Consider the following 21,156-nt stretch of genomic DNA (forward strand, 5'->3'; position numbering starts at 1 on the left):
GCCGGGCCGCTCATCCGCTCATCCACGGACAGGTGATCCGTGGATAAGCGCGACATGGACCCGTCCCGTGGCGTTTGCGACGCTTGCTTCGACCGGAAATGGCCTCTGACCAGGGAGTTATCATGAAAGACGTGTCCGTGCCCGATCTGACCGGGAAACTCGCCGTGGTGACCGGTGCGAGCGACGGCGTCGGCCTCGGCCTGGTCGTACGCCTGGCCCAGGCGGGCGCCGAGCTCGTGCTGCCGGTCCGCAACCCCGTCAAGGGCGAGGCGGCCGTCGCGCGTGTCCGCGCGGCGGCTCCCGGAGCGACGGTCTCCCTCCGTGAGCTCGATCTGGCCTCGCTGGACTCCGTGGCGGCGCTCGCGGAGAAGCTGATCGCCGAGGGCCGGCCGGTCGACATCCTGATCAACAACGCGGGCGTCATGTCGCCCCCCATCCGGCACACCACGGCCGACGGCCTGGAGCTGCAGTTCGGCACGAACCACATCGGCCACGTCGCGCTGGTCGGCGGGATCCTGCCGCTGCTGCGCGCCGGCCGGGCCCGCGTCACCACCATGTCGAGCAGTGCCGCCCGCACCGCCAAGATCGACTGGGACGACCTGCAGGGCGAGCGGAAATACTCCCCGATCCGTTCGTACGGGCTGTCGAAGCTGGCCAACCTGATGTTCGGCCTCGAGCTCGACCGGCGCAGCCGGGCCGGCGGCTGGGGCGTCGTCAGCAACGTCGCGCACCCCGGCACGACCCTGACGAACCTCTACGCGTCCGGCCCCAACCTGGGCCGCGAGCGCCCCTCACCGCTTGAGGCGATCATGACGCGGCTCTCCCGCGTGGGCCTGTTCGTGCAGACCGTCGACAAGGGCGCGCTCCCCGCCCTGTACGCGGCCACCGACCCGCGGGCGCAGGGAGGCCGCCTCTACGGGCCTGACGGCTTCGGCCAGTTCACCGGGGGCCCGACCGAGCTGGCCGTCTACAGGCCGGCCCGTGACGAGGCCGCCGCGGCCCGGCTCTGGGACGTCTCCGAGCGGCTGGCCAGGGTCGAATTCGCCTCCGCCTGAGATCCTCACGGCGGCCGTTCCCGGAAAGGGGAGACTCATCGATGGACAGGGCCGAGCTGGCCGAGTTCCTGCGCACCCGGCGGGAGGCGCTGCAACCCGAGGACGTCGGGCTGCCTCGCGGGCGGCGGCGGCGCACCGGCGGGCTGCGGCGCGAGGAGGTCGCCGCGCTGTGCGGCATGTCCGCCGACTACTACAGCCGGATCGAGCAGCGGCGCGGGCCCAACCCGTCCGAGCAGATGCTCGCCGCGATCGCCCGGGGACTGCACCTCTCCCTTGAGGAGCGCGACCACCTGTTCCGCCTCGCCGGCCACGCCACCCCGCGGCGGGTCTTCCGCGGCGACCACATCAACCCCGGGATGATGCGCATCTTCGACCGGCTGGAGGACACCCCCGCGCAGGTGATGAGCCATCTCGGCGAGACGCTCAAACAGACCCGGCTCGCGGTGGCGCTGATGGGCGACGAGAGCGTCCACACCGGGATGGCGCGCAGCATGCACTACCGCTGGTTCACCGACCCGGCCGCGCGGCTGATCTATCCCGAGGACGACCACCCGACGCACGACCGCCTCTTCACCGCCAGCCTGCGCGACGCGTACACGCGGGACGGCAGGGGCTCGCGCGCGGCCGCGCTGGTCGACGCGCTGCTGGCCGCGAGCCCGGAGTTCGCCGCGCTCTGGCACGAGCACCCCGTCCTGGGCCCGTTCTGCGGGCCGAAGCGCATCCTGCACCCGCGGCTCGGCCTGCTGGAACTGCACTGCCAGACCCTGGTCGACCCCGACCAGTCCCAGATGCTGCTGGTCTTCACCGCCGTGCCGGGCAGCGAGAGCCACGAGAAGCTCCAGCTGCTCCCGGCCCTCGGCGACCTGCGCGTCTGAATCCGCACCCGTCCGGGCCGTACGGAGCGCGGCTCCCTGCGGACCCGGTCCTCGTTCAGGTGGAGCGCGGGCGCACGAGTCCCACGTCGTAGGCGAGGACGACGGCCTGGACCCGGTCGCGCAGGCCGAGCTTGCGCAGCACCGAGGAGACGTGCGTCTTGACCGTGGCCTCGGTGAGCACGAGCCTCTCGGCGATCTCGGCGTTGGACAGCGCGTGCGCGACCAGCCGCAGCACCTCGACCTCCCGCCCGGTCAGCGGGCCGAGATCGGGCGGCGAGCCACCGGGACCAGGCAGAACGGTGACGAAACGGTCGAGCAGCCTGCGGGTGACCGACGGCGCGAGCAGCGCGTCGCCGCGCGCCACCACGCGGATCGCCTCCACCAGCTCGGCGGGCCGCACGTCCTTGAGCAGGAACGCGCTCGCCCCGGCGCGCAGGGCGGCGAACACGGACTCGTCGACGTCGTAGGTGGTCAGGACGATGACCCGGGCCTGACTTCCCGAGGCGACGATCCGCCGGGTCGCCTCCAGCCCGTCGACGCCGGGCATCCGCACGTCCATCAGGACGACGTCGGGCCTCAGCCGCTCGACCAGGATCGCGGCCTCCCCGCCGTCCCCGGCCTCGCCGACCACCTCGAGATCCGCCCTGGCCTCCAGGATCATCCGGAAGCCGCCGCGGACCAGCGCCTGGTCATCGGCGATCACCACCCGGATGCTCATCGCACCGCCCTCAACGGCAGGCGAGCGCGGGTACGGACGTTCATCGCGGCGCCCCCAACGGCAGACGGACACGAACGTTCATCGCGGCGCTCCCAACGGCAGACGGACACGAACGTTCATCGCACCGCCTCCAACGGCAGGCGAGCGTGGACGCGGAACCCGCCGCCGGGCAGCGGGCCCGCGTCAAGGGTGCCGCCGAGCATCGCGGCGCGCTCGCGCATCCCCGCGATCCCGTGGCCGGTGCCGCCGTCGCCACCCCCCTCGTCACCCGTGCCGCTCCCGCGCCCGTCGTCGAGGATGTCCAGTTCGAGCATCCCCGCGGCGGCCCTGACGGTCACCTCCGCACGGCCGGCGCCCGCGTGACGCAGCGTGTTGGTGAGCGCCTCCTGGACGATCCGGTAGGCGGAGAGGTCGACCCCGGCCGGCAGCGCACCACCGGTACCGGCGCCGGTTCCCTCCCTGCGCACCGCGACCTCCAGGCCGGCGGCGCGGAACGGCTCCACGAGCTCCCCGAGCCGGTCGAGTCCCGGCCGCCGGAGCGGCTCCTCGCCCGTCTCCGGCCGTACCACGGCCAGCAGCCGGCGCAGTTCCCCGAGCGCGTCGCGCCCCGCCGCCTCGATCGAGCGCAGCGCGGCGCGCGCCTGGTCGGGGCGCTCGTCGAAGACGTCGTTGGCCGCCGCCGCCTGCACGACGATCACCGAGACGCTGTGCGCGATCACGTCGTGCACCTCCCGGGCGATCCGCGCCTGCTCCTCGCCGACCGCCCTGCGCGACTCCTGGTCGATCGCCACGCGCCGGTTGCGCACGACCTCGCCGAGCGCCCAGGCGACGACCGGGAACGCCATCGCGAACTGCGCCTCCTCGCTGGAGGCGGTGAGGAAGTTCGACGCGGTCAGCGCGAGCAGCGCCGCGAGGGCGGGCAGCGACACGCGGGGCGGCCGGGCGGCGGCCAGCGAGCCGAGTGCGATGAGGCCCGCGAACGGAAAGATCCCCTGCGGCGCGAGGAAGTGGACGAGGGCCCCTCCGGCGAGCGCGATCGCCATCACCGGCACCGGATGGGAACGCCGCCACCACAGCGCCACGCCCTGCGCCGCACCCGCGACCATCCCGAGGATCACCAGCGGCCCGGCGCGCGGCACCACCTCGTCCATCACCAGGGCGACCAGATACAGCCCCACGACGAGCGAGACGGCGACGTCGGCGACCAGCCGGAGCGGGCTGCGGGACGAACGGCGCACTTCCGGAGTATCGCAGATCGGTCACCGCCCCATCGCGGGCCCGACCGGTACGGGCGACGGGGAAGGACGCGGAATCCCTCTCCGGATTTCCGTTGTCCCCGGCCCGCCCGCCGGTCTCCTGTACAGGAGCGAACACGTCCGGCACCGGACACGACCGACAGGAAATCCGCGGTCCGGCCCATCCGGCGAGCCTCCCGATACGCCGACAATGTCCGATCTCTACTCCCCGTACGAAGGACCTCATCCATATGAGTGAGACTGTTCCGCGTGGTATCGCAGCAGGTCGCATGGCTGTTCGTCAGGTACGCCGCGCCGCGCTCGTAGGCGCGCTCGTGGCCGTCGTGGGCGCCTCCGCGGTGAACGGCGCCCTCCCCGCGGGCGCGGCCGATGCCCCCCTGTCGCAGGGCCGGGCGGCCGTCGCCTCCTCGGTCGAGCGAGGCGACCTGTCCGCCGCGGCCGCGGTCGACGGCGACGGCGGCACCCGCTGGTCCAGCAAGTTCAGTGACCCTCAGTGGCTGCAGGTGGACCTGGGCAGGTCCACCGCGATCAACAAGATCGTGCTGAACTGGGAGCGCGCCTACGCCACCGCGTTCCGGATCCAGACGTCCTCCGGCGGCGGCCGGTGGAAGACGATCCACAGCACGACCGCGGGCAAGGGCGGCGTGCAGACCCTCAACGTCTCGGCCACCGGCCGGTACGTGCGGCTCCACGCCACCAAGCGGTCCAGCCAGTACGGTGTCTCGCTCTGGGAGTTCCAGGTCTTCGGCAAGGGCTCGGCCACCCCCGTGCCCAGCGCCACCCCGACCAGGCCGGCCCCGAGCTCGAGCCCGAGCCGCACCCCGAGTTCCACCCCCAGCGCCACGCCGACCAAGCCGGTGCCGAGCTCCACCCCGAGCTCGACCCCGAGTTCCACTCCCAGCAAGACCCCGACCACGCCGGTCCCGGAGGTCCCCCCCACGGGAACCTCCGGCAAGAAGGGCGTGGGCGTGTGGCAGGCGCCGAACGTCAGCGCGGCGCTCGAGGCCTCCGGCGCGAGCTGGTACTACACGTGGTCCACGAACCACAACGGCGTCACCACTCCCAAGGGGGCGGAGTTCGTCCCGATGATCTGGGGGGCCGACAGCGTCACCGACCAGAACCTCGCCCAGGCGAAGAACGCCGGTTCTCCCTACCTGCTCGGTTTCAACGAGCCGGACTTCGCCGAGCAGTCCAACATGACCGTGGACAAGGCACTGTCTCTGTGGCCGAGGCTCACCGCGACCGGCTTGAAGGTCGGCAGCCCCGCCGTCGCCTGGGGCGGTGACCGGGCGGGCGGCTGGCTGGACCGGTTCATGACCGGGGCGGCCCAGAAGAACTACCGCGTCGACTTCGTCACGCTGCACTGGTACGGCGGCGACTTCCGCGCCGAGGCGGCGACCGGCCAGCTCAAGTCGTACATCCAGGCCGTGTACGAGCGCTACCGCAAGCCGATCTGGCTCACCGAGTACGCCCTGATCGACTTCTCGAACGGCGTCCGCTTCCCCACGGACGCGCAGCAGGCCGCCTTCGTCACCGCGTCCACCAAGATGCTGGCCTCCCTGCCGTACGTGCAGCGCTACGCCTGGTTCGGCCTGCCCTCCTCCGACACCGAGCCCAACAGCGGGCTGTTCCGGAGCAACGGCGTCGCCACCCCGGCGGGCCGTGCCTTCCAGGCGGCCGAGTGACCTAGATCATCGCCAAGGACCCGGGCCTGGGTCCGCGGCCTCCTCACGTCTGGCCCGCGCGAGTCCTGTCTCGCGCGGGCCAGACCCGTTTCTCCGCCTTTCTCTACATGAAGAGCTCCCGGCACAAAAAATCAAGACAAAAGCCATATTTAGGTATGATTCGCGGGATCAGGCGACTCGGTGTTCGCACACGTCTCACATCTGTTGAGAGGATCATCCGCATGGACAGCCCCTCCCGGACCGCGCGGCCGACGTTCCGCGCGGCCACCGTCGCGGACGTGCCCGCCCTGGTGCTCCTGGTCGATTCGGCGTACCGGGGCGAGTCGAGCCGCGCCGGATGGACGACCGAGGCGAACCTGCTGAGCGGGCGGCGGACGAACGCAGAGAGCGTGACCGCCGAGATCGAGAAGCCGGAAAGCCACATGATCGTCATGGAGGTGGGAGACGAGATCGTCGCCTGCTGCCAGGTGGAGCACCGGGGCGAATACGCGTACTTCGGGATGTTCGCCGTACGCCCCACCCTTCAGGGCGGCGGCTTCGGCAAGGCGGTCCTCGCCGAGGCCGAGCGCTTCGCCCGCGACGCCTGGGGCGTGGGCGAGATGCGCATGACGGTGATCTCGGCACGCGAGGAACTCCTGGCCTGGTACGTGCGCCGCGGCTACACCCGCACCGGCGAGACGATCCCCTTCCCCTACGACGACGAGAGCGTCGGCGTGCCGACCCGGGACGACCTGGAAATGGAACTCCTGGTCAGGAAACTCGGCTGAGCGAGAGGCGGCGACCCGCCGGGCGGGAAGAGCTCCCTCGCAGCGGACGGATCGGCGGATCCCTCCGTGACCGGCCGGTCGCGGAGGTAGCGTGGCAGGGATGAGCGAGCCCTACCCCGACCCCGCCGCCTGGTACGCCACCCTGCCCAGCGTGTTCGTCTCGGCCTGCATGCTGCTCACCGACGCGGAGGACCGTGTCCTGCTGGTCAAGCCCAACTACCGGCCCGGCTGGAACTTTCCCGGCGGGATCGTCGAGGGGGGCGAGGCACCCCACGACGGCGCCACGCGCGAGGTGGCCGAGGAGCTCGGCGTGTCCGTCAAGGCGGGCGAGCTGCTCGTGGTCCAGTGGATTCCGCCGGCGAGTGACCGCCCTCGCGCGATGATCAACTTCATGTTCGACGGCGGCGTCCTGGACGATCCCGCCCGCATACGGCTGCAGGTCGCGGAGCTCGACGAGGCGGCGTTCCTCCCCTGGGACGCCGCCGCCCCCCTCCTGCCTGCGCACCTCGTGCCCCGCCTCGCCGCCGGGCGCCTGGCCCGCGAGAACCAGCACCCCGTCTACCTGCCGGACGACCCCGCGGGGGCCGACGGCTGAGAAAGCCGGTCAGAGGCCCGGTGGAGACGCGACGGAGAGCTGACCTGGGATTTAAGGCGATAAAACGGGTAGGGCCGCGGTATGACCGAAACACCCCCAGACCGCGAGGGTCTGAGCGACGAGCAGGCGATCGAGGTCGAGGAGTGGACCGACGACCTCGGCCTCAACCACGAGATCGTCGAACACGACGACGAGCACCAGGACACCCTCGACGAGCGCCTCCGGCGCGAGGCACCGGACCGCGAGCGGAGCCCGCGCGACGGGACCCGCCTGGTAGCACCGGACGAGGGGCTGAGCCCCGACGAGACCTCCGAGGAGTACGCCTCGGAGGTGGGTCTCGACGACGGCGACCTGTCCGCCGAGGAGCGCGCCGTCCGCATCGAGCCCGACATCGAGTACCGCGACACCTGAGAATCACTCCGGAAATCCCGGCACTCGCGAACCGGGCACGAACCACCGGACGCGCCCCCGGGCCTCATCGACACGGCGAGGCCCGGGGCGAACGGTTTCCCGCCCGCGCACCTCGTACACCGGAACCGCCTCCCACCCGGGCCCCGCACGCCGGAACGGTTCTCCCCCCCGCGTCTCCTCCGCGCACCGTACGCCACCCGCGCCTCCTCCGCGCACCGTACGCCACCCCCGTGAACCCGGGCCCGCACCCGCGCCTCCCGATGGCACGCCGGGAGCATTGACAGAAACTTGTTGGAAACATAAACTCGGGCCCGTCTGGAAAGCGCTTTCCTAGCGCCTCGCCGGGAAGCGCCCCACCCGCTGGAAGGTGGTGACGCCATAACCGCGCACTGACCCGAGCCCTCCCTTTCCCGAGTGCGGTGACCACTCCCGCCTCACCTCCCACGGCGCGCCGCGCGGCCTCACCCCACGGGCGGACCGGCCCGGCGAGACGACGACCGCCGCGCGGTGGGAACGCACCGCCTCCCGCGCGACCCGCGCACCGTTTCCCTACCGGAGATCCGTACTGGAGATCCGCACCGGAGACCGGGGCCGGCGCGCCGACGAGCCGCGCACCGCGGACATCCCGTACTCCTCTCCCGGCTTCACGCTGCCGCCTGACCGCACGCCGCCGCGACCGCGACCGCGCGCAGAGAGCAGAGAACACGTGTCCCCCAGACCCACTCCCCCTCCGCCACCACGGCTCCTTCCCCCGGAGCCGATGGAGCCGCCGCGCTCCGCACCCGGAGCCACCCCGCGCACGGCGCTCATCCTCACGGCCGTCACCCTCCTGATCTCCACCCTGATCGGCCCCGCCGTGGCGGAGACCGGAACCGCGCGGTACGCGGACCCGGTCAACGCCCAGATCGGATTCTCCACCGTCAACGCCCTCGGCCAGAGCGGCACCACCGGCGGCGCCGGAGGCCCCACGGTCACCGCGGCCACGGCCGCGCAGTTCCTCGACCACATCGCCCGCCCCGGGCCGTACGTCATCCAGGTCACCGGCCGGATCACCCTGCCCACCGGCTCCAGCGACGGCATGCACGACGTCACGTCGGACAAGACGATCATCGGGGTCGGCGCGAACGCCGCGCTGGTCGGCGGCGGGCTGAACATCGGCCTGCCGGTCAGCGACTCCGTCACCTCGCCGCCCGCGAACGCCGTGCGCAACATCATCATCCGCAACATCGCGTTCTCCGGCGCCACCGACGACATGATCAACGTGCAGATGTTCAGCCACCACGTCTGGATCGACCACAACGACTTCTCCAACGGGGACGACGGCGCGGTCGACATCAAGCGCGGCTCGGACTTCGTGACCGTCTCCTGGAACAGGTTCCACGACCACGACAAGACGCTGCTTCTCTCCCACGACGAGGACGCGGGCCCGCAGGACATCGGCCGGCTGCGCGTCACCTACCACCACAACTTCTTCGACGCCTCCGACCAGCGGCACCCCCGGGTGCGCTTCGCGAACGTCGTGCACGTCTACAACAACTACTACCGGGACAACAGCTACGGCATCGCGTCCACCTACGACGCCGGGGTGCTGGTCGAGAACAACTACTTCCACAGCGTCAACAACCCCGGGCGGGTGGAGTTCAGCGGGGACCTCGGGCGCCTGGTCGAGCGCGGCAACATCCTGGTCGACTGCAACCACGCCATCGAGACCCGGGGCACCGTGACCGAGCCGCGTACCTACTACTCCTACAGCGCGGATCCGGCCTCCGCGGTGCCGACCATCGTGCCCGCCGGTGCCGGCGTCGGGAAGATCTGGGGGAGACGACGATGAACGCCGAACACCGCCCCCACCCCCGCCCCCGTCTCCGCTCGGCCGCCGCCGCGGCGCTCCTGGTCACCGCGCTCACCGGCGCGGGTGGCGCCGCCGGCGCCGACACCACCGCCTCGGGTACGGCCACCGCGAGGACGGGCTCCGTGGCAGGGCAGGCGGCGGGGAAACTCGCCGCGGCCTGCACCGGCACGCCGACCGGCTTCGCCACCGTCAACGCCCTCGGCCAGAACGGCACCACCGGCGGCGCGGGCGGGCGGACGGTCACCGTGACCGACGCCGACGCGTTCCTGGAGTACATCGACAGCAAGGAGACGCTCGTCATCCAGGTGGCGGGCACCATCGAGATCTCCAGCAAGCAGGGGGTCCGGCCGAACAAGACCATCATCGGGGTGGGCACCTCGGGTCACATCACCGGCGGCGGCCTGGACTTCTACCGGTCGTACAACGTGATCGTGCGCAACATCCGGTTCACCGAGGCCGAGGACGACGCGATCAACGTCGGCCAGCAGTCGCACCATATCTGGATCGACCACAACACCTTCTCCGGCGCGGTCGACGGCTCGATCGACGTGGTGCGCGGCGCCGACTATGTCACCGTGTCGTGGAACCACTTCGACCACGCCGACAAGAGCATGCTGATCAGCCACTCCGACGGCGCCGCGGGCACCGACATCGGCCACCTCAAGGTGACGATCCACCACAACTTCTTCGACAACAGCCGGCAGCGCCACCCGCGCATCCGCTTCGGCGAGCCGGTGCACGTCTTCAACAACTACTTCCTGGGCAACGAGCTGTACGGGGTGGCCTCGACGGAGAACGCCGGGGTGGTCGTGGAGGGCAACTACTTCCAGGACGTGCCCCACCCGCTGTTCTCCGCGAGCGGCTACGCCGACAGCGGCCCGGGACGGGCGGTGCAGCGCGACAACGTCTACGTGAACTCGGGAACCCCGGAGACCTCGGGCACCGTCGTCGAGCCGCGCACCTTCTACGCTTACACGCTCGACGCCCCCGCCGGTGTCCCGTCGGCGGTGCGCGCCGGCGCCGGCGTCGGCACGCAGTGGGGGACTCCCTGACCTTCCCCGCGCGGGGCTTCACCGGGCGGGGCTTCACCGGGCGGGGCTTCACCGGGCAAGGTGCGGCGTACGACGGTCAGCGGGCGAGCGCGGCGACCAGGGCGTGCAGGTCGTCGACGACGTGGTCCGCCTCGGCGGCCCGGGGGCGCTCGGCGTGCAGGTGCCCCCAGGGACCCCGGCGGATCAGGGCGGTCCGCATGCCCGCCGCCCGCGCGGGGAGCACGTCGTTGTCCAGCCGGTCGCCCACGTAGAGGATCTCGCCGGCCTCGCGTCCCGACACCGCGACGACCCTGGCGAAGAACTCCGGGGCCGGCTTGGAGACGCCCCAGCCGTCGGAGGTGTGCACCGCGTCGACGGGCAGGTCCATCGCGACGAGCGCGTCGCGCGCCTGCGGCGGCTGGTTGCCCGCGATGATCAGCTCGTGGCCGAGGTCGCGCAGCGCCGCCAGGGCGGGCCGCACGTCCGGGTAGAGGTCGTCGGCGTCGAAGTTGACCCGTAGCCCGTCCGGATCGTCACGCTTCCACGCCTCCTGCTCGGCCTCGACGTCGAAACCGGACCGCAGCAGCCGGAAGGCGTCCTCGAACGACCTGTCGAGCGCGGCCATGCCGCCGAGCACGCCGAGCATGGTGAACCGGGTGACGCCCAGCCGGTCGGCCCAGCGCGACCAGATGCGCGTCTCGTCGATCAGCGTCTCGCCCACGTCGAACACCAGCGCCCGGACCACGGTGCCTCCCTTTCCGTTCAAGCTCACGATCGTAGCCCGGCCGATCGAGGCGACAACGGCCGGGACCACGGCGGAGTGAGCCCCTCGCACAGGCGTGCCCGCATACCCGCATCACTTCCGCGCCTTCGCCGCGCCACCACCAAGCTGATCCATAATCACGCGGCATACGCCCCACGCTCGGCCGGGTCGTCATGCGAAACTCAGAGTGCTCGTTCGGACACGGAGGGATACAGGTCGATGGTGATGACAGCGTCTCAGCGATCCGCCCAGCGCACCGCGCCCCAGCCACCCGCTCAGCCCGCCACTCCGGAGGACCGGCCACTCCCTCGGACCCCGAGAGAGATCTTCGAGTCCCTTCCCCCAACCCTGTGCCTTCGCGCCGAGATCATCGACGGGAACCTGATCGTGAGCCCATCCGGCATTCCACAACACGGCCGAATCGCCATGCGCCTCGCCTTCGCCCTGCAGCCGATTCTGGAGAAGAACAGCTGGGAGAGTTTCGCGGGAAACGTCGACGTCTGCATCGAGGGACCACGTGACACCCTGGTGCCCGACTACTGCCTGCTTCCCGTGAACGCGCCGCTCTGGGGGGACCGCGAGATCCTCTCCTCGGGGCTCGTCCTGGTGGCGGAGATCGTCTCACCCGGGAGCATGGAGATGGACCGCGCCACGAAACCCAGGATCTACGCGGGCTGCGGCGTCCCGATCATGCTGATCGTCGATCCGGTCGCCTCCCCGCCGATGGTCACGGTTCTCAGCGACCCCGAGGAGGGCACCTACCGGACCACCACCCACACCCAGATGGGCAAGCCGCTCCGGATCCCCTCCCCCGTCGACTTCGACCTCGACACCTCAATCTTCCTGTGACCCCTGAACTCAGAGTTTCTCCATCGCCTTGCGGATGCGCTTGTCGGAGATCGAGTACGGGGTGCCGAGGGTCTGGGCGAAGTAGCTGACCCTGAGCTCCTCGATCATCCAGCGGATCTGGCGGACGTCGTCGTCGGAGCGGCGGGCCGGGGGGAGCTTCTCGACCAGCTCGTGATAGTCGTCCTCGATGTCGTGCACCTTGTCCATCCGCTCCCCGTCGCGGAACGCGTCCTCGTGGACCTTCTCCAGCCGCCGTTCGGCCCCCTTGAGATAGCGGAGCAGATCGGGCAGGCGTTTGTAGCCGGTCTCGGTGACGAAACCCGGGTAGACGAGGTTGGCCACCTGGTCGCGGATGTCCTCGATCGCGGGGGTGGAGCGAGACCCCGGCAGCAGGTTCGAGACGGTGTGCCAGACCTTGAGGATGCTCTCGACCCTGGCGACCACCTCGGCGGTGGTGTCGAACAGCTCGGCCCGGACCCTGTCGTGGAGCGCGGCGAAGGCTGATTCGTCCCATACCGGCCCGCCGTGCTCGGTCATGAGGTGGTCGGCGGCGCAGGCGATGCAGTCGTCGAACAGGGCGGTGGCCCCGGCGTGCGGGCTGCGGCTCAGGGCGAGCTTGGACTGGTTGCCGAGGCGGCCGAGCACCCACTTGGCCGGTGACGGGGTGTTGAGCAGCAGCAGCCTGCGGGTGCCCTCCCACATCGCCCGGCGCTGCTCGGCCTCGGTCTCGTACATCCGTACGGCCACAGTGGCGCCCTCGTCGGCGAGCGCCGGGTAGGCCTTCATCCTGCGCTGCTCGAATGTCTTGGGCAGCGCGCCCACGGTCCATCCCGTCAGGCCGCTCTTCTCCAGGCCTGCGGCCTTGGACAGGGTCTGGCGGAGCTTTGGGGCGAGCCGCCGTTTCAGCTCGGCCAGGTCCTTGCTCTCGGCCAGCTTCTGCCTGCGGCCGTCGATCACCCGAAAGGTGATCTTGAGGTGGTCGGGGACCAGGTCGGGCTGCCAGGCCTCGCGCGGCACCTGGACGCCGGTCAGGTTCAGCAGCTCGCGCTCCAGCACCGCGAGCAGCGGCTCCTGGGTGGGTTCGGCCCGCTCCAGGGCCTTCTTGGCGTAGTTGGGAGCGGGGACGAAGTTACGCCGGATCTGCTTGGGCAGGCTCCGGATGAGCGCGGTGAGCAGCTCCTCGCGCAGCCCGGGGATCTGCCAGTCGAAGCCCTCGACGTTCACCTGGTTGAGCAGCGCGAGCGGGATGTGCGCGGTGACGCCGTCGGCGTCGGTGCCGGGCTCGAACTGGTACGTCAGGGGGAAGCGCAGGCCGCCCTGACGCCACACGTCGGGGTAGTCGCGCTGGCTGACGTCGCCCGCCGTCTCGCTGATCAGCATCGACTTCTCGAAGCTGAGCAGGTCGGGCTGGTCGGCCCTGGCCTTCTTCCACCAGGAGTCGAAGTGGCGCCCGGAGACGACGTCGGCGGGGACACGCTGGTCGTAGAAGTCGAACAGCGTCTCGTCGTCGACGAGGATGTCGCGGCGCCGGGCCCGCTCCTCCAGCTCCTCGACCTCTTCGAGCAGCTTGCGGTTCTCCCTGAAGAAGGCGTGGTGGGTCTCCCAGTCGCCCTCGACCAGGGCGTGCCGGATGAACAGCTCCCGGCTCAGCTCGGGGTCGATGCGGCCGTAGTTGACCTTGCGCTGGACCACGATCGGGACGCCGTACAGGGTGACCTTCTCGTAGGCCATCACCGAGCCCTGCTTCTTCTCCCAGTGCGGCTCGGAGTAGGTGCGCTTGATCAGGTGCTGGGCGAGCGGCTCGACCCACTCGGGTTCGATCTTGGCGTTGACCCGGGCCCAGAGCCGGGAGGTCTCCACCAGCTCGGCGGACATCACCCAGAGCGGCTGCTTCTTGGCGAGCGCGGAGCCCGGGAAGATCGCGAACCGGGCGTTGCGCGCGCCGACGTATTCTGTCATGGGCCTGCGTGGCTCGTTCGGGGGACGGCGGCCGCCACCGGCGTCGGCGGTCTTCTTGTCGATGTCCTTGACGCCGACGTGGGACAGCAGGCCCGACAGCAGGGAGACATGGATCTTCTGCTCGTCACCGGGGGTGCTGTTGAGGGTGACGCCCAGGCTCTTCGACATCTGGCGGAGCTGGCTGTAGACGTCCTGCCACTCGCGGACCCGCAGGTAGTTGAGGAACTCGGCCTTGCACAGTCGCCGGAACGCGCTGGACGACAGCTCCTTCTGCTGCTCCTGCAGGTATTCCCACAGGTTCAGGTACGAGACGAAGTCGGACTCCTTGTCCGCGAAGCGGCGGTGCTTCTCGTCGGCGGCCTGCTGCTTGTCGGCCGGTCGCTCGCGCGGGTCCTGGATCGACAGGGCGGAGGCGATGACCATGACCTCGCGGACGCAGCCGTTGTGGTCGGCCTCCAGCACCATGCGGGCCAGGCGCGGGTCGACCGGGAGCCCTGCCAGCTTGCGGCCGAGCGGGGTCATCTGCCTGGCCTGGTCGAAGGCGCCCAGCTCGAGCAGCAGGTCGTAGCCGTCCCTGACCTGGCGCTGGTCGGGGGGCTCGACGAACGGGAAGGCCCCGATGTCGCCCAGGCCGATCGAGGTCATCTGCAGGATGACCGAGGCGAGGTTGGTGCGCAGGATCTCCGGGTCGGTGAACTCCGGCCGGGTGACGAAGTCGTCCTCCTCGTACAGCCGGATGCAGATGCCTTCGGAGACACGGCCGCAGCGGCCCTTGCGCTGGTTGGCCGAGGCCTGGGAGATCGCCTCGATGGGCAGGCGCTGGACCTTGGTGCGGTGGCTGTAGCGGGAGATCCTGGCGAAGCCGGGGTCGACCACGTACTTGATGCCCGGCACGGTCAGCGAGGTCTCGGCCACGTTGGTGGCCAGCACGACCCGGCGGTTGGTGTGCCGCTGGAAGACCCGGTGCTGCTCGGCGGCGGACAGCCTGGCGTACAGCGGCAGGATCTCGGCGTCCTTGCGCTTCGACAGCGCCTCGGCGGTGTCGCGGATCTCCCGCTCGCCGCTGAGGAAGACCAGGATGTCGCCGGGTCCCTCCGCGCACAGCTCGTCGACGGCGTTGCCGATCGCCTGGATCTGGTCGTCGTCCTCGGCGATCGGCCGGTAACGCACCTCGACGGGGTAGGTCCGGCCGGAGACCTCCACGATCGGCGCGTCGCCGAAGTGCTTGGAGAAGCGCTCGGGGTCGATGGTCGCCGAGGTGATGATCACCTTCAGGTCGGGGCGGCGCGGGAGGAGCTGCTTGAGGTAGCCGAGGATGAAGTCGATGTTGAGGCTGCGCTCGTGCGCCTCGTCGACGATCAGCGTGTCGTACTGGTCGAGGTCGCGGTCGTTCTGCAGCTCGGCCAGCAGGATGCCGTCCGTCATGACCTTGACGAGGGTGCCGTCGCTCACCTGGTCGGTGAAGCGCACCTTGTAGCCGACGGCGTCGCCGAGCGGGGTGTCGAGCTCCTCTGCGACGCGCTCGGCCACGGTACGGGCGGCGATGCGGCGGGGCTGGGTGTGCCCGATCAGGCCCCTGACGCCCCGGCCCAGCTCAAGACAGATCTTCGGCAGCTGGGTGGTCTTGCCGGAACCGGTCTCTCCGGCGACGATCACGACCTGGTTGTCGCGGATCGCCTCCAGGATGTCGTCCCTGCGCTGGCTGACCGGCAGCGCCTCCGGATAGGTGATCGCGGGGACGCCGGCGCGGCGCTGGGCGACCCGCCGCTCGGCCCGCTCGATGTCGGAGGTGATCTCCGCGGCGATCTTCTGCTGCGCGGCACGGTTTCTGACCCTGCGGGCCCCGTCGAGCCTGCGGCGAAGTCGCCGCTGGTCACGCAGCGTGAGCTCGGGCAGGCGCGCGTGCAGGTCGGAGAGAGGCGATGTCAAAGGAGGCGTTCCCATACTGAACCCAGGATACTTTCGGCCCACGTGTGCAGGCCCACCCGCCGCCGCGAGGGCGCGTGTGAGGCTCCACACCTGAAGGCCCCTGTGTGAAGGCCCGACCGACCATGCTGCCCGAGCCTCCGCTCCGCCGCATCCCATTAAAGGGAGGCGGCCCCGCCATCCCAATAAAAGGAGGCGGCCCCGCCTCCCCCGGGCCGGGGTGACGGGGCCGTCGTGTTCGGGACCCACCCGGGCCCCGCGGGAGCGGGACCGGAGGATCAGCGGGTTACGGGAGCGGCGGGTAGGCGTTCTGGAGCAGCTGGCGGAACTGGGCGGAGAACCACTTGCCGGAGATCGGCGCGTCGGCCAGGGCACCGCTCATGTTGTGGCCGTTGCGGTCGTTGCCCTCGTAGGCCGGGTCGCACATCTCGTCGAAGCCCTTGCCCTCGTTGTTCGGGATCGGCTCGCTGGAGCCGTCGGACTCGCCCGGGGGCTTGATCCAGACGTAGGCGTCCAGACCGGTGGCGGGGTTGGCCCGCGGGCGCTCGCCCAGTCCGGCACCGCTCTGGTTGCACCAGTTGCCGGCGTGGAACCTGCGGTCGATGCGCGACTGGTCGACGAAGGTGTTCACGTTCGTCGAGGTGCTGGGAGCGGCCGGGCGGGCCGAGCCTCCCCAGCCGTTACGGGAGGTGTCGATCAGCATGCCGAGGTTGGACCTGAAGCCCTTCTGGATCAGCGTGGTCCTGAAGGCCTGGGCGAAGGAGAGCTCGTCGACGTAGAAGTTCCAGTCCAGCCACTCGGACTGGCGGACGCTCTGGCCGTTGACGGTGGTGTTGATGGTGAAGTGCGGCTCGCGCAGCGCCGAGTAGTTGGCGGTGTTGGTGATGAAGCCGTCCACGCTGTCGAAGCCCGCGGCGGTGCCGGCGACGGTGCTCGCGAACAGGTCGGCGGCCGGGCCGAAGTTGCTGTCCCAGCCGAGCCAGCCGTGGTGCCCGGCGTCGACGTAGGTGTAGACGTTCTTGATCGCGTGCAGCTTGTCCAGGGCGTAGCGGACGCCGTTGACGTAGGCGCCGCTGTCCTTGGCCTCCTGGCACTTCGCCAGGTTGAGGTTGGTGACCAGGTTCGGCAGCGAGTCGATCTCGACGATCGTCGAGATCCGCAGGCCGGCGTACTTCGACTCACCCATGATCGCGGCGATCGGGTCGATGTACTCGGTCTTGTAGCGGTTCAGACCGTTCTCGGCGATGAGCAGCTCACCGTTGGAGGAGAGCGCCGAGCAGTCGCGGTTGGGCAGGTTGTAGATGACGACCTGGATCGTCAGCGGCCTGCTGCCGTTGGCCGCGTCCTGCTCCAGGGCCTCGTCCAGGTGGGCGCGCAGGCCCCTGGCCGAGGAGGAGCCCTCGATGGCGGCGATGCGGTCCAGCCACACGCCGGTGGAGATGTCGGCGATCGCGTCGCCACCGGGCTCGGCGGCGGCCTTGGACGACCAGTCGGGGTTCACGTAGCCGTCGGCCCCGTCGTAGGGGTTGTCGACGTGCGTGATCGGCGTCGTGTCGCCGTCGTCGTCGGCCTCGGTCACGGCGACGGAGGCACCGGTGTGGCCGGTGGCGGCGGCCGCGACGGTGGCGGTGCCGTTCGCCTCGTCGGCGTCCTGGGCCGCCGAGACCGTCACGTTCTGCGCCACGTTCCAGTTGCCGGGGGTGAAGAGCAGCGTGGAGGGCGTGATGGCGAGGTCCGCGTCACCCGTCTTGGTCAGGTTGACCGTGACGTTGCCGCTCGGCGCCTGGCTGAGCCTGAAGCTGGTCGTCCTGGAGGCGCCCTCGGGAACGCTGAGGGAGGCCGGGGAGGCGATGATCGACGGCGTCGGGGTGCCACCCACGGTGAAGGGGACCGCGGCGGTCTGGGTGGACAGCGCCGGGGAGGCGTTGTCGAAGGCCTTGGCGCTGGCGGTGTGGGAGCCGGACGACAGGCCGGTGGCGGAGTAGGAGTACGGGGAGCTGGTGTCGGTGTTCACCAGCGCGCCGTCGACGTAGAACTCCACCTTGCTGACGGAGCCGTCGTCGCTCGCGGTCGCCGCGAGCGGCACCGCGGCGCCGGCCTGGTGGGTGGATCCGGAGGCGGGGCTGGTCAGGCTGACCGTGGGGGGCTGGTTGACCGGGTTCTGCCCGCCGCAGGTGACGCCGTTGACCGTGAAGGCGGCGGGTTTGGGGTTGCTCCCGTTCCACGACCCGTTGAAGCCGATGCTGGTGGAGGCGCCGGTGGCGAGGGCGCCGTTCCAGGCGAGGTTCTTCGCGGTGACCTGGGTGCCCGACTGGGCCCAGGTCGCCGACCAGCCCTGCTGGACGGTCTGCCCGGCGGTGAAGGCGAAGCCCAGGGTCCAGCCGTTGAGCGGGTCACCGAGGTTCTTGAGGGTGACGCTGGCGGTGAATCCGCCCTGCCAGTCGTTGGTGGTGTAGGCGACGTCGCAGGCGACTGCGGCGTGCGCCGTGGCGGCTTGCCCGGTGGCGAGACCGGCGGCGGCCACGAGCATGGCCGCCGTGGCCGCAAGCCGGTTGCGCCAGGCATGGCGGCGCGGATTGACTGTCATTCGTGATCATCTCCAGGAGGATGGTGGGAGCGCTCCCATATTCCGGATGTTTCACGGATGTGTACAGCTTGTTGCACGTTGGGGACTCTTGAATAGAGCCGTCTCAGCCTCTGACCTCACCGAACAGATTTCTAACGCGATGAAAGTTTCAGACTCCTCTTCGGAGCCTCTTCCGGACGGTGCGCGACGGCCGCCGCCGAACCCTCAGGCAGACGCCGGAGACCCCGGAGACTCCCCGGCCTCCGCCGGACGCTCGCCGCCGTTCCCGATCCCCGCCTTTCCCCGCCGATCCCCGCCGTTCCCCCTCCTCGCCGCCGTTCCCGATCCCCGCCGCTCGCCCGTGGCATACGCCGACCTCCCCGGGCCGCCTGCGCGAAGCGCGCACCCGGGTGGGGCCGCCGCTACCCCACGGCCGCCATGGCGGCGCCCACGATGCCCGCCTCGTTCTGAAGACCCGCCGGGACGATCGGGGTGCGCAGCTTGATGTGGGGCAGGAACTTGTCGGCTTTCTTGCTGACCCCTCCGCCGATGATGAACAGCGACGGGGAGAACAGCGCCTCGACGTGTTCCAGATACTCCTGCACCCTCTCGGCCCACTCGTCCCAACCGAGGTCGTGCGCCTCGCGAGCCTGGTCGGAGGCGCGCTTCTCGGCCTCCTTGCCCCTGATCTCCAGGTGGCCGAGCTCGGTGTTGGGCACCAGGCGGCCGTCCATGAGCAGGGCGCTGCCGATCCCGGTGCCGAAGGTCAGCAGCATCACCACGCCCGTTCTGCCCTTGGCGGCGCCCGCCGCCACCTCGGCCAGGCCGGCCGCGTCGGCGTCGTTCAGCACGGCCGTCGGCAGCCCCGTCGCCTTGGTGAACAGCTGCCGCGCGTCCGTGCCGATCCAGTCCTTGTCCACGTTGGCGGCCGACCTGGCGACCCCGTCGACCACGATCCCCGGAAAGGTCACCCCCACCGGCCCGTCCCAGGCGAAGTGCTCGACGATCTCCGCCACCACCGCGGCCACGGCCTCGGGCCTGGCGGGGTCCGGCGTGGGGATGCGCAGCCGCTCCCGCGTCAGCCGCCCCTTCACGACGTCCACCGGCGCACCCTTGATCCCCGACCCGCCGATGTCGATTCCCAGCGCTTCCATGTACTTACCTCCTGTTGACTCCCCTTTCCCCCTGATAGGCGGCTGATACTCGTTTGCAGTGAGCGGTCAACCCGGCTGAAAGCGGTCCGTCACACACTGTGGGCACAACAGCCGGAAAGGAACCCCTCCCATGACGATCAGCCGCCTCCTCACAGGACTCGCCCTCGCCACCGCCCTCGTCTCCATCGCCCCGGCAACCGCGCAGGCGGCGACCGCGCAGGCGCCGACCGGCCCGGCCACCACCGGCACGACGGCGGCGCAGGGCGCCGGTCCGTGGGGCACCTACTACGCCCCCGGCAGGAGGGCGAAGGCGAAGGGCTCGCTGACCGTCTCCGGCGAGGACCACGCGGTCATCCCCGCTGCCGAGAGAGGCAGGATCTCCGGCAAGGTCTACGACCTGACGAGGGGCCCCTCCTGCGGCTGGGCGGTCTTCCGCCTCACCTACCGGACCGCCGACGGCAGGAACCTGCCGTTCAAGCACCGCAGCATCGTCGACTGCTCGTACGGCACCCCGAAGTCGTTCACGTTCACCCAGCGCGACCTCTACCAGGTCGAGCTCAAGGTCTGCTCCGAGGCCAAGGCCGCCAAGCCCTCCCTGAACTGCCTGTACGCGGGCAGTTGGAAGGTCCTCTACGTCTCGAAGTGAGCGACGGGCGGGTCTCCCCGCCCGTCCGGCACGGCCACCGGGCCGCCGTCCCGATGGGAGCGTCAGCTCGTCGGGGCGGCGGCCCGGCGCCTGCGGCGCACCATGAGGCCGAGGGCGGTGACGGGCACGATCACTCCGGCCACCAGCCCCACCAGGGGCAGGTGGTTCTCGTCGGGCTCGACGGAAAAGCCCTGGCCCTCCGCCGGGAAGGTGAAGGTGGCGGTGACCGCCCGTTTCACCATGCCGCTCGTCAGGGTGACCTTGCCCTTCCACGGGCCTTCTGGCATGCGCCGGTCCATGGTCACGGTCACCGGAGCGACGGCGCCGGGAAGCAGCGTGACCCCCAGGTCGGCGGGGAAAGGCCCGGCCTGCAGGCCACCGGGGCCGTCCGTCAGCGACAGCGCCCCGTTCATGTCCAGGGTCCGCCCTCCGGTGTTACGGATCAGTGCCAGCAGTTGCGGGCTGCCGTCCGCGGTGCGCATGGGCGTCAGTTTCTCGATGCGGAAGTCCGACGGCGGTTCCCCGCCCGGCCCGACATCGAGGTAGACGCGAATCCCGACCCGGTTGACGACGCGCACGGGGTGGGAGTCGTTGGCTTCGGCGGTGACCTCCGCCCAGACCACGGCGAACCGCTCGCCACGCGAGGCGACGAGCGGCACCTTGATCGTTACCTGGGCGGTCGCCGTGCCCCCCGGCGGCAGGTCGACCGAGTCGCGGTCGAGCGAGATCCAGCTCACCAGCTCGTTCCTGGGGCGGCCCGCCGGTGCGTGGAAACCGTTCCGCACGACGTTGGCGGCGGCCGGATACAGGCTGACGTGCTGCGGCTTCCTGGACGTGTTGGAGATCTCCACCTTCCGCTGGATGGTGGTGCCCGGATGGAGATGGTCGACGATGTAGGAGAGCGCGCGAGGATCGCCGCGACGGCTGACCGGTGCTTCGAGAAGGCGGATGCCGATCGTGCCCCGGGGGTCGGCGGCGACCAGGCTCTCACCGGCCGGCACGCCGGCCGACGCGCCGGCCACGCTGGAACACAGCACGGCCAGCAGCG

17 protein-coding genes are annotated in these 21,156 nt (G+C 70.6%); 10 read left to right on the forward strand and 7 right to left on the reverse strand.

Going from position 1 to position 21,156, the window contains the following annotated elements:
• Nucleotides 1-122 precede the first annotated feature (122 nt).
• A complete protein-coding gene (locus ACTOQ2_RS30630) occupies nt 123-1,055 on the forward strand; it encodes an SDR family oxidoreductase (protein ID WP_440104281.1) in 933 nt (310 codons plus the stop codon).
• Nucleotides 1,056-1,096: 41 nt separating this feature from the next.
• Entirely contained in the window at nt 1,097-1,930 is an 834-nt protein-coding gene (locus ACTOQ2_RS30635) for a helix-turn-helix transcriptional regulator (RefSeq protein WP_440104283.1), read from the forward strand.
• A gap of 55 nt (nt 1,931-1,985) precedes the next feature.
• Here the strand turns inward: ACTOQ2_RS30635 and ACTOQ2_RS30640 are convergent, their stop codons facing one another.
• Together ACTOQ2_RS30640 and ACTOQ2_RS30645 are read right to left on the reverse strand one after the other, a co-directional pair.
• Entirely contained in the window at nt 1,986-2,648 is a 663-nt protein-coding gene (locus tag ACTOQ2_RS30640; RefSeq protein ID WP_440104284.1) for a response regulator, read from the reverse strand.
• A 116-nt stretch (nt 2,649-2,764) separates the two neighbouring features.
• On the reverse strand, nt 2,765-3,886 hold the full coding sequence (locus ACTOQ2_RS30645) for a sensor histidine kinase (RefSeq protein ID WP_440104287.1): 1,122 nt from the start codon (nt 3,884-3,886) through the stop codon (nt 2,765-2,767).
• 287 nt (nt 3,887-4,173) lie between these two features.
• Here ACTOQ2_RS30645 and ACTOQ2_RS30650 point away from each other — a divergent pair, with 287 nt between their 5' ends.
• From ACTOQ2_RS30650 to ACTOQ2_RS30675, 6 genes are all read left to right on the forward strand, one after another.
• A complete protein-coding gene (locus ACTOQ2_RS30650) occupies nt 4,174-5,589 on the forward strand; it encodes a glycosyl hydrolase (RefSeq protein WP_440104289.1) in 1,416 nt (471 codons plus the stop codon).
• A 221-nt stretch (nt 5,590-5,810) separates the two neighbouring features.
• Nucleotides 5,811-6,356 (forward strand): GNAT family N-acetyltransferase, encoded by a 546-nt coding sequence (locus ACTOQ2_RS30655; protein ID WP_440104291.1) that lies wholly within the window; start codon nt 5,811-5,813, stop codon nt 6,354-6,356.
• 100 nt (nt 6,357-6,456) lie between these two features.
• The gene (locus ACTOQ2_RS30660; protein ID WP_440104293.1) at nt 6,457-6,951 is read left to right on the forward strand and encodes an NUDIX domain-containing protein; all 495 of its coding nucleotides are present in this window, start codon (nt 6,457-6,459) and stop codon (nt 6,949-6,951) included.
• Between the two features lie 81 nt (nt 6,952-7,032).
• The gene (locus tag ACTOQ2_RS30665; RefSeq protein WP_440104295.1) at nt 7,033-7,362 is read left to right on the forward strand and encodes a DUF5709 domain-containing protein; all 330 of its coding nucleotides are present in this window, start codon (nt 7,033-7,035) and stop codon (nt 7,360-7,362) included.
• 760 nt (nt 7,363-8,122) lie between these two features.
• The gene (locus ACTOQ2_RS30670; protein WP_440104298.1) at nt 8,123-9,193 is read left to right on the forward strand and encodes a pectate lyase family protein; all 1,071 of its coding nucleotides are present in this window, start codon (nt 8,123-8,125) and stop codon (nt 9,191-9,193) included.
• Complete coding sequence (locus ACTOQ2_RS30675; RefSeq protein WP_440104301.1) at nt 9,190-10,266, forward strand: pectate lyase family protein; 1,077 nt, start codon at nt 9,190-9,192, stop codon at nt 10,264-10,266. Before ACTOQ2_RS30670 ends, ACTOQ2_RS30675 begins: the two co-directional genes overlap by 4 nt.
• A gap of 76 nt (nt 10,267-10,342) precedes the next feature.
• Here ACTOQ2_RS30675 and ACTOQ2_RS30680 read toward each other — a convergent pair whose 3' ends face one another.
• A complete protein-coding gene (locus tag ACTOQ2_RS30680; RefSeq protein ID WP_440104303.1) occupies nt 10,343-11,011 on the reverse strand; it encodes an HAD family hydrolase in 669 nt (222 codons plus the stop codon).
• 222 nt (nt 11,012-11,233) lie between these two features.
• Between ACTOQ2_RS30680 and ACTOQ2_RS30685 the strand changes: the two genes are divergently transcribed.
• Nucleotides 11,234-11,857 carry a Uma2 family endonuclease gene (locus ACTOQ2_RS30685; RefSeq protein ID WP_440104304.1) on the forward strand — a complete coding sequence of 208 codons (624 nt, stop codon included), beginning with the start codon at nt 11,234-11,236 and terminating at the stop codon, nt 11,855-11,857.
• A 9-nt stretch (nt 11,858-11,866) separates the two neighbouring features.
• Here ACTOQ2_RS30685 and hrpA read toward each other — a convergent pair whose 3' ends face one another.
• From hrpA to ppgK, 3 genes are all read right to left on the reverse strand, one after another.
• The gene (gene hrpA / locus ACTOQ2_RS30690; protein WP_440104306.1) at nt 11,867-15,760 is read right to left on the reverse strand and encodes an ATP-dependent RNA helicase HrpA; all 3,894 of its coding nucleotides are present in this window, start codon (nt 15,758-15,760) and stop codon (nt 11,867-11,869) included.
• 268 nt (nt 15,761-16,028) lie between these two features.
• On the reverse strand, nt 16,029-18,329 hold the full coding sequence (locus ACTOQ2_RS30695) for a glycoside hydrolase family 6 protein (protein ID WP_440104307.1): 2,301 nt from the start codon (nt 18,327-18,329) through the stop codon (nt 16,029-16,031).
• 401 nt (nt 18,330-18,730) lie between these two features.
• Nucleotides 18,731-19,462, reverse strand: a complete 732-nt coding sequence (gene ppgK / locus ACTOQ2_RS30700; RefSeq protein ID WP_440104308.1) for a polyphosphate--glucose phosphotransferase — start codon at nt 19,460-19,462, stop codon at nt 18,731-18,733.
• 130 nt (nt 19,463-19,592) lie between these two features.
• Between ppgK and ACTOQ2_RS30705 the strand changes: the two genes are divergently transcribed.
• Complete coding sequence (locus ACTOQ2_RS30705) at nt 19,593-20,108, forward strand: hypothetical protein (protein WP_440104309.1); 516 nt, start codon at nt 19,593-19,595, stop codon at nt 20,106-20,108.
• Between the two features lie 62 nt (nt 20,109-20,170).
• Here ACTOQ2_RS30705 and ACTOQ2_RS30710 read toward each other — a convergent pair whose 3' ends face one another.
• Nucleotides 20,171-21,145 carry a hypothetical protein gene (locus tag ACTOQ2_RS30710; protein ID WP_440104310.1) on the reverse strand — a complete coding sequence of 325 codons (975 nt, stop codon included), beginning with the start codon at nt 21,143-21,145 and terminating at the stop codon, nt 20,171-20,173.
• Nucleotides 21,146-21,156: the final 11 nt, after the last annotated feature.

This window comes from Streptosporangium sp. H16 (assembly GCF_051918855.1).
In the GTDB taxonomy this organism is placed as follows: Bacteria; Actinomycetota; Actinomycetes; order Streptosporangiales; family Streptosporangiaceae; genus Streptosporangium.